The organism is Microcystis flos-aquae FACHB-1344 (assembly GCF_014698375.1).
GTDB lineage: Bacteria > Cyanobacteriota > Cyanobacteriia > Cyanobacteriales > Microcystaceae > Microcystis > Microcystis aeruginosa.
Genome location: NZ_JACJSW010000179.1, coordinates 1 through 8,007 on the forward strand (window position 1 = coordinate 1; position 8,007 = coordinate 8,007).

Here is an 8,007-nt window from a genome sequence, read left to right on the forward strand (position 1 = left end):
ATAATTTTGCTAATAAACATAGCAAAATTATAGATGATTTCCTGACCTAAGATCACATTTTATTCTTTTTTCCACTTCAATCTAAGAATTGAGAAAAAAGCAAAACCCTCCATTATACCATAAAAAAATTATGCAAGAGGTCTAGTTTAACTTACATAGGATCGATCTTTGTGTCCTTTGTGTCTGGAGTGGTTCCTTCCACCCCCTCGCTAGGAGAGATGTATCAATGATAGAACAGATGAAGAAGCAATTTTTTGTCAGCTATAATGGGCGTGATAAGCAGTGGGCAGAATGGATTGCGTGGATACTCGAAGAAGCGGGTTATTCTGTCATTATTCAAGCTTGGGATTTTCGCCCCGGCAGTAATTTTGTCTTAGAAATGCAGAATGCGACTGTTCAAGCTGAAAAAACGCTCGCTGTTCTCTCCAATAACTACTTAAATGCGCTCTATACCCATCCAGAATGGGCGGCAGCTTTCGCTCAAGATCCCACAGGTCAAAAAAGAACTTTAATCCCCATTCGTGTCTCAGAATGCGAAATTAAGGGGCTGTGGCAACAGATTGTTTATGCAGACGTGGTTAATCTTTCGGAAGCTGAGGCGAAGGATGTGGTTTTAGCCGCATTGCAGGAGAGGGCAAAACCGACGCAAGCACCGGGCTTTCCGGGAGTCAGTCTTTCCCCTGCTGAACGTATTACGCCGCAGCGAGTGGATTATCCGGGGGCAGAAGTTCCCCATAATTTAGCCAAGGCGCGTACTGGGGCGGTTAATTTCGTGGGGCGTGAAGATGCAATGGTACAAATGCACCACCAGTTACAGCAACAAGAAAGAATTGCGATTACCGCCGTCGTTACGGGAATGGCAGGAGTCGGCAAGACAGAATTAGCACTCCAGTATGCGCTATATCATAAGAAAAAATCGACTTATCCCGGCGGTATTTGCTGGGTAGGGGTACAAGGGGAAACAGTGGGGGTACAACTATTAAATTTTGCTAAGTCGCTGTTGGGTTTGTTTCCCCCGGAAGATTTGAATTTGCGGGGGCAATTGGATTATTGTTGGGCGAGATGGCAACCGCCGGGGGATGTACTGCTAATTTTAGATGATGTGCATCAGTATGAGGAAATCCAAGATTATTTGCCTCCCCAAGAACAACGATTTAAGGTATTGATTACAACTCGGCAACATTGGCTGGCGGCATCGTTTGAGCAGTTGCGCTTACCCGTTTTAAGCGAATCAGCCGCCCTTGCTTTACTGGAATCTCTGATTGGTGCGTCGCGTCTGCAAGCTGAATTAGAGGTAGGGAAGGGGTTATGTGCGTGGCTGGGTTATTTGCCTTTAGGGTTGGAATTGGTGGGGCGTTTCCTCAAGCGGCGTAATAATTGGACATTGGCAAGGATGCAGCAGCAGTTGATAGATAAGGGTTTACAGTTGTCTGCTTTGCAGAATCCTTCGGGAGATATGACGGCGCAAAGAGGGGTAGAGGCAGCTTTTGAGGTGAGTTGGGATGAGTTAAATCAGCCAGCGCGGGATTTAGGGTGTTTTCTCAGTCTCTTTGCGTTGGCTCCTATTCCTTGGCGGTTGGTGATAGAGCGGTGTTTGTCTGCTGAGGATGAGGAGGAGTTGGAAGATATTAGAGAGGAGCAATTACTTAACCTTCATCTGTTGCAAGCTGTAGAAGGAGAAGTTTATCAGTTTCATCCGTTAGTGCGACAGTTTTTTCAAGCTAAGTTAGCACTGCGAGAGGATGGGGATGAGTTGAAACGCTCCTTTTGTCGGGGTATGGTTGAGGAGGCAAAGACTATTCCTGAGACTCCCACCAAGGAGCAAATAGAAGCTGTCGCCCTATCTATTCCCCATATTGCGGAATCAGCAACAAAGTTAGAACAATGGCTGGAGGATGAGGATTTAATTCCGTCTTTTGAAGGATTGGGAGTGTTCTATTATGGGCAAGGATTCTACGAACAAACTGAACCTTGGTTTAAGCAATGTCTAGCAGTAACTCGCCGCCGTTTGGGAGAAGAACATTCCGATGTTGCTACTTCTTTTAACAATTTAGCAGAATTATATTGTTCCCAAGGAAAGTACAAAGAAGCAGAATCCTTGCGTTTAAAATGTCTAGAAATTGAGAAACAAACTTTAGGTGAAGAACATCCGCAGTTTGCTACTTCCCTCAACAATTTAGCATTATTGTATAAATATCAAGGAAGATACGAAGAAGCAGAACCCCTCTATTTACAAGCTTTAGATTTGAGAAAACGACTCTTAGGAGACAATCATCCCGATGTGGCAGGTTCCCTCAACAATTTAGCAAACTTGTACCAATCCCAAGGCAGGTACACAGAAGCAGAACCTCTCCTTGTAGAAGCATTAGATTTGTATAAACGACTCTTCAGAGACAATCATCCCCATGTGGCACTTTCCCTCAATGGTTTAGCATTATTGTACAGTTCCCAAGGAAGATACACAGAAGCAGAACCTCTCTATCTAGAAGCTTTAGATTTGTGTAAACGACTCTTAGGAGACAATCATCCCGATGTGGCAGGTTCCCTCAATGGTTTAGCATTATTGTACAGTTCCCAAGGCAGGTACACAGAAGCAGAACCTCTCCTTCTAGAAGCATTAGATTTGAGAAAACGACTCTTAGGAGACAATCATCCCGATGTGGCAACTTCCCTCAACAATTTAGCAGGATTGTACGATTCCCAAGGCAGGTACACAGAAGCGGAACCTCTCTTTCTAGAAGCTTTAGATTTGTATAAACGACTCTTCAGAGACAATCATCCCCTTGTGGCAACTTCCCTCAACAATTTAGCAAAATTGTATTATTCTCAAGGAAAGTACAAAGAAGCAAAACCTCTCTATTTACAAGCATTAGAATTGTTTAAACGACTATTAGGAGACAATCATCCCGATGTGGCACGATCCCTCAACAATTTAGCAAGATTGTACAATTCCCAAGGAAAGTACGAAGAAGCTGAACCCCTCTATCTAGAAGCTTTAGCAATTGCCGAGCAAGCTTTAGGGGAGAATCATCCTACTACTGTTAGGATTCGGGAAAACTTAGAGTCGCTCCCGTAGGATGGGTTATTAACCCATCCGATAATACAACAATATAAAATAATACAATCACCTTCAATCAACCAAACAATCATGACTACACTCAAAGATATTGAATCCGCGATTCTCCAGTTGCCTGACGAAGAAATCCATCAATTATCAGCTTGGTTACAAGACTATCTTGATGATAGTTGGGACAAACAGATAAAAAACGATCTCGAATCAGGGAAACTCGATCGACTATTACAAAAAGTCAACAATGATATCAGTAAAAATCAAGTTAAGCCTTTAGATGAAATCCTTAACAACTCCTGATTTTTGGCAATGTTATGCCAACTTACCTCCCTACATTAAGCAACAGGCAAAAAAAGCCTATCGTCTCTGGATTAGTAATGTTTTCCATCGATCATTACATTTCAAGAAAGTAGGGAAAAATGTCTGGTCAGTCCGAATAACTGAGAATTATAGAGCTTTAGCATTGAAAAAAGGTGAAGATTATTACTGGTTTTGGATTGGTTCTCATGATGAGTATGAAGAGTTAATTAAATAGAAGGAGAAAATTAACCATGCTAGATCCTAAAGAATTTCGCAATATTATCCACCAATATTTATTTTACTGAAGTTACCTCACAGGAATTTCTGGCAAATCAAAAAAAATACTGTCCAGAAATTTTTGAAGGCGATAACTATCCCAATATCACTGAAAATCTTAATAATTTAGCAAAACTCTACCACTCTCAAGGAAGGTACGCGGAAGCTGAACCACTCTACCAGCAAGCTTTAGACATAGCCGAGCAAGCTTTAGGGGAGAATCATCCTAATACAATAATATTTCGGGAAAATTTACAAACGCTGCGACAACAGCAACATCCATCGTCTTAACTGTGATCAATTTGACCATGGGATGGACTATAATTGATCATTGATGAAGACTTATTGAATACAACACAATCATAGTATTCATTCAATCATTTCAATCATAGTTTAGACTTATTATGGGATTATGGGATGGACTATAATTGATCATTGATGAAGACTTGTTGAATACAACACAATCATAGTATTCATTCAATCATTTCAATCATAGTTTGGACTTATTATGGGATTATGGGATGGACTATAATTGATCATTGATGAAGACTTGCTGAATACAACACAATCATAGTATTCATTCAATCATTCAAATAACAGTTTAGACTTATTATGGGATTACCGTAGGTGCTTCTGATCGATGCCTCTTAGATTACCAGATTTTGTCCCCCCCGAACGGTGACAATTTATCAGCGTTTTCTCCTTGTTTGTCGCCGGTGATGCCATTGACTGAGGAGACGATAACTAACAAAATAAGTGATAATGCTCGCCAACAGACCTGTAATCAAACTGCCAAAAAATAGCGTTAATAAAAATTCACCGCTCAAACTTGCCCAATTTTCCGCCCAACTTTGGTTAGAGGCAAAAATACGACTATCGATCGCTTGATTTCCTTGACCTAAAAACAATTCTCCCAATTTATAATTAAACAAAAACAGGGGAATATAGGTAAAAGGATTACTCACCCAAGTGGCTGCTGCTGCCGCAATTTTATTGCCCCGCACACAGAAAGCTAAAAAAATCGCAATAATGATCTGTAATCCCATCCAAGGAAAAGCCCCAGAAAACACCCCCACCGCTAACCCGCGAGCGATTTCGATCGGATGTCCCTGTAATCGCACCAAGCGAACCCACCAGTAGCGACAGGAGCGCGTCAGACGATTAACTAGGTTATTCCCTTTATTTTTCGCTTTTAATGACCGTGAACGCATATTTTCGGGCATAAATGCTGACAAAATTGATCCTGACTTCAATTTTAGCAAGGAGTGATTAAGAGATGTTAAACACAGGGGATACGATCGCCGCCATCGCTACGGCGATCGTTCCGGAACAGGGTAGTATCGGTATTGTCCGTTTATCCGGTAGTCAGGCAGTGGCGATCGCTCGTCGGCTTTTTCATACCCGCAATCGTCAAAAATGGCAAAGTCATCGTCTTCTCTACGGTTATATCCGGCATCCCCAAAGTCAAGCAATTATCGATGAAGCTTTACTGTTGCTCATGTTGGCTCCCCGCTCTTTCACCCGCGAGGATGTGGTGGAATTTCACTGTCATGGCGGCATTATGCCCGTACAACAGGTGTTACAGTTATGTCTAGAAAATGGGGCGCGTTTGGCCCAAGCGGGGGAATTTAGCCTGCGTGCCTTTCTTAACGGCAGAATTGACCTAACTCAAGCCGAAAGCGTTGTCGATCTCGTTGGGGCGCGTTCTCCCCAAGCGGCACAATTTGCCCTCGCTGGTTTACAGGGGAAACTCGCTCAACCGATCCGCCATTTGCGTGCCACCTGTCTCGATATTTTGGCCGAAATTGAGGCCCGTATTGACTTTGAAGAGGATTTACCGCCCTTGGATTGCGAGGCGATTCTCCATAGCATAGAACAGGTTTTTTGTCAAGTAAATTTAATTTTGGCCACCGCCGAGCGCGGGGAATTGCTGCGTAGTGGTCTGAAAGTGGCGATCGTGGGGCGGACGAATGTGGGTAAATCCAGTTTGTTAAATGCTTGGAGTCGGAGCGATCGAGCGATTGTCACCGATTTACCCGGCACTACCCGCGATATTGTCGAATCTCAGCTAGTTGTGGCGGGAATCCCCGTACAAGTCCTCGATACGGCAGGAATTCGCTCGGCCAGCGATCGAGTTGAACAAATTGGGGTGGAACGTTCCCGTCAAACGGCCCGGTCTGCTGATTTAGTTCTCTTAACCGTCTCCGCAGAGTCAGGATGGACCCAGGAAGACGAGGAAATTTATCGCTCTGTCAGCGATCGCCGATTAATTTTAGTGATTAATAAAATTGATTTGGTTAATCCAGAAACGGTAATTTACCCAGCAGAAATTGAGCGAGTTGTCAAGCTATCCGCCGTCCAAAATCAGGGGATTGAAGACTTAGAAAAAACTATTATTAATGCTGTCCAAAATCAAGAACTACAGGCGGCTAATTTGGATTTAGCCATTAATCAACGACAGGCGGCCGCTTTAACTAGGGCGAAAATTGCTTTGGAACAGGTCAAAAAAACAATTGACGAAAATTTGCCTTTTGATTTTTGGTCGATCGATCTGCGTACTGCCATTCAAGCTTTAGGAGAAATTACCGGCGAAGAAGTAACTGAATCGGTACTCGATCGCATTTTTCGCCGTTTTTGTATTGGTAAATAAGCAATGAGGAAATTTGGTCAACTGTGTTGGGTTAACTGTAGTTTTGTTGAGGATTGTATAACTCAGATATTACTGGAAAAAAATACTTTCCAAGCGGCCGTAATAATGGCACTTCCCAAAAGGATAATCAATGTCCAGACCTGATTTTTTTGGGTTCCTTCCACTGATTTTAGCCGGTTGTCGATGCCTTCAATTTTCCCGTCTAAAACTTTAATATCCCCTTTGATATCTGCTTGTCCTATCTCAAGTTTTGTTAAGCGATTATCTAATCGATCAAACCGTTCATCAATCTTATCGAATTTTTGACTAACTTCCTTGATACTGTCTTTAATTTCTTTAAGGACAGCTTCTAGGGAATAAGTAACAGTTTCGTTAGACATTTGGTAAACTCCTATACTGCATCTGGTTAGAATATAATTTTATCTTAGTCTAGGCTTTAAAAAAATTTTCTTTCAGGAGCGATTAACTGTAGTCTTGTTGAGGATTAGATAACTCAGATATTACTGGAAAAAAATACTTTCCAAGCGGCCGTAATAATGGCACTTCCCAAAAGGATAATCAATGTCCAGACCTGATTTTTTTGGGTTCCCTCTACCGATATGAGCCGATTGTCGATGCCTTCGATTTTCCCGTCTAAAACTTTAATATCACCTTTGAGATCGGCTATTCCTATTTCTACTTTGGTCAAGCGCTCATCAATCTTATCGAATTTTTGACTAACTTCCTTGATACTGTCTTTAATTTCTTTAAGGACAGCTTCTAGGGAATAAGTAACAGTTTCGTTAGACATTTGGTAAACTCCTATACTGCATCTGGTTGGATATAATTTTATCTTAAGTCTAGGCTTTAAGAAAATTTTCTTTCAGGAGCGATTAACTGTAGTCTTGTTGAGGATTAGATAACTCAGATATTACTGGAAAAAAATACTTTCCAAGCGGCCGTAATAATGGCACTTCCCAAAAGGATAATCAATGTCCAGACCTGATTTTTTTGGGTTCCCTCTACCGATATGAGCCGATTGTCGATGCCTTCGATTTTCCCGTCTAACACTTTAATATCACCTTTGAGATCAGTTACTCCTATTTCTAGTTTGGTTAACCGATCTTCTACCTTGTCAAATCTTTCGTTAACCCGCTTCTCAAGCGAGTCGATCTTTCCCTCAATCCTTGTGAGGACAGCTTCTAGGGAATAAGTAACAGTTTCGTTAGACATTTGGTAAACTCCTATACTGCATCTGGTTGGATATAATTTTATCTTAAGTCTAGGCTTTAAGAAAATTTTCTTTCAGGAGCGGTTAACTGTAGTCTTGTTGAGAATTAGAAAGATCAGATATTACTGGAAAAAAATACTTTCCATCCGGCCGTAATAATGGCACTTCCCAAAAGGATAATCAATGTCCAGACCTGATTTTTTTTGGTTCCCTCTACCGATATGAGCCGATTGTCGATGCCTTCAATTTTCCCGTCTAACACTTTAATATCCCCTTTGAGATCGGTTAATCCTATTTCTACTTTTGTCAAGCGCTCACCCTCGACTTCTTGTCTCTTGTCCTCTTGTCTCTTGTCCTCTTGTCCTCTTGTCCTCTTGTCCTCTTGTCCGGGAGCATCTCACCTTTGTAATAAGTAGAAATGCTTAATGAACTCAATAAAAAAGTTAAAAAAGGCAACCATTTAGATAGGCAGAGCGATGACGAAGGACTTGCGGTACATTA

The 8,007-nt window shown here is 41.8% G+C and carries 9 protein-coding genes and 1 pseudogene; 5 read left to right on the forward strand and 5 right to left on the reverse strand.

The annotated features are described in order from the left end of the window. Nucleotides 1-226 precede the first annotated feature (226 nt). From H6G48_RS17255 to H6G48_RS17270, 4 genes are all read left to right on the forward strand, one after another. Nucleotides 227-3,076, forward strand: a complete 2,850-nt coding sequence (locus tag H6G48_RS17255; RefSeq protein ID WP_190722647.1) for a tetratricopeptide repeat protein — start codon at nt 227-229, stop codon at nt 3,074-3,076. Between the two features lie 72 nt (nt 3,077-3,148). Beyond that, nucleotides 3,149-3,370: a hypothetical protein gene (locus H6G48_RS17260; protein ID WP_079209776.1), complete on the forward strand. Its 222-nt coding sequence runs from the start codon at nt 3,149-3,151 to the stop codon at nt 3,368-3,370. Then, nucleotides 3,348-3,605: a ParE family toxin-like protein gene (locus H6G48_RS17265; RefSeq protein ID WP_002737575.1), complete on the forward strand. Its 258-nt coding sequence runs from the start codon at nt 3,348-3,350 to the stop codon at nt 3,603-3,605. The genes H6G48_RS17260 and H6G48_RS17265 overlap by 23 nt, the downstream gene beginning before the upstream one ends. 146 nt (nt 3,606-3,751) lie before the next feature. Then, entirely contained in the window at nt 3,752-3,937 is a 186-nt protein-coding gene (locus H6G48_RS17270) for a tetratricopeptide repeat protein (RefSeq protein ID WP_341275514.1), read from the forward strand. 398 nt (nt 3,938-4,335) lie between these two features. Here H6G48_RS17270 and H6G48_RS17275 read toward each other — a convergent pair whose 3' ends face one another. After that, entirely contained in the window at nt 4,336-4,869 is a 534-nt protein-coding gene (locus H6G48_RS17275; RefSeq protein WP_190722651.1) for a DUF2062 domain-containing protein, read from the reverse strand. A 53-nt stretch (nt 4,870-4,922) separates the two neighbouring features. On the opposite strand from H6G48_RS17275, the gene mnmE reads away from it, so the two are divergent. Then, nucleotides 4,923-6,296, forward strand: a complete 1,374-nt coding sequence (gene mnmE / locus H6G48_RS17280) for a tRNA uridine-5-carboxymethylaminomethyl(34) synthesis GTPase MnmE (RefSeq protein ID WP_190722648.1) — start codon at nt 4,923-4,925, stop codon at nt 6,294-6,296. A 62-nt stretch (nt 6,297-6,358) separates the two neighbouring features. Here the strand turns inward: mnmE and H6G48_RS17285 are convergent, their stop codons facing one another. The 4 genes and pseudogenes from H6G48_RS17285 to H6G48_RS17300 form a co-directional block, all read right to left on the reverse strand. Next, entirely contained in the window at nt 6,359-6,676 is a 318-nt protein-coding gene (locus H6G48_RS17285; protein ID WP_190722649.1) for a polyhydroxyalkanoate biosynthesis repressor PhaR, read from the reverse strand. A 113-nt stretch (nt 6,677-6,789) separates the two neighbouring features. Next, nucleotides 6,790-7,086, reverse strand: coding sequence for a polyhydroxyalkanoate biosynthesis repressor PhaR (locus tag H6G48_RS17290; RefSeq protein ID WP_190722650.1), 297 nt, complete (start codon nt 7,084-7,086; stop codon nt 6,790-6,792). A gap of 113 nt (nt 7,087-7,199) precedes the next feature. Continuing rightward, nucleotides 7,200-7,508 (reverse strand): DUF4164 family protein, encoded by a 309-nt coding sequence (locus H6G48_RS17295; RefSeq protein ID WP_002744166.1) that lies wholly within the window; start codon nt 7,506-7,508, stop codon nt 7,200-7,202. 113 nt (nt 7,509-7,621) lie between these two features. Further along, nucleotides 7,622-7,822 (reverse strand): annotated as a pseudogene (locus tag H6G48_RS17300) (polyhydroxyalkanoate biosynthesis repressor PhaR); the annotation flags it as partial. Nucleotides 7,823-8,007 lie beyond the last annotated feature (185 nt).

Coding starts and splice junctions, on each gene's coding strand:
- H6G48_RS17255 (WP_190722647.1), top strand. CDS start 227: ATGATAGAACAGATGAAGAAGCAATTTTTTGTCAGCTATAATGGGCGT.
- mnmE (WP_190722648.1), top strand. CDS start 4,923: ATGTTAAACACAGGGGATACGATCGCCGCCATCGCTACGGCGATCGTT.
- H6G48_RS17265 (WP_002737575.1), top strand. CDS start 3,348: ATGAAATCCTTAACAACTCCTGATTTTTGGCAATGTTATGCCAACTTA.
- H6G48_RS17290 (WP_190722650.1), bottom strand. CDS start 7,086: ATGTCTAACGAAACTGTTACTTATTCCCTAGAAGCTGTCCTTAAAGAA.
- H6G48_RS17295 (WP_002744166.1), bottom strand. CDS start 7,508: ATGTCTAACGAAACTGTTACTTATTCCCTAGAAGCTGTCCTCACAAGG.
- H6G48_RS17260 (WP_079209776.1), top strand. CDS start 3,149: ATGACTACACTCAAAGATATTGAATCCGCGATTCTCCAGTTGCCTGAC.
- H6G48_RS17285 (WP_190722649.1), bottom strand. CDS start 6,676: ATGTCTAACGAAACTGTTACTTATTCCCTAGAAGCTGTCCTTAAAGAA.
- H6G48_RS17275 (WP_190722651.1), bottom strand. CDS start 4,869: ATGCCCGAAAATATGCGTTCACGGTCATTAAAAGCGAAAAATAAAGGG.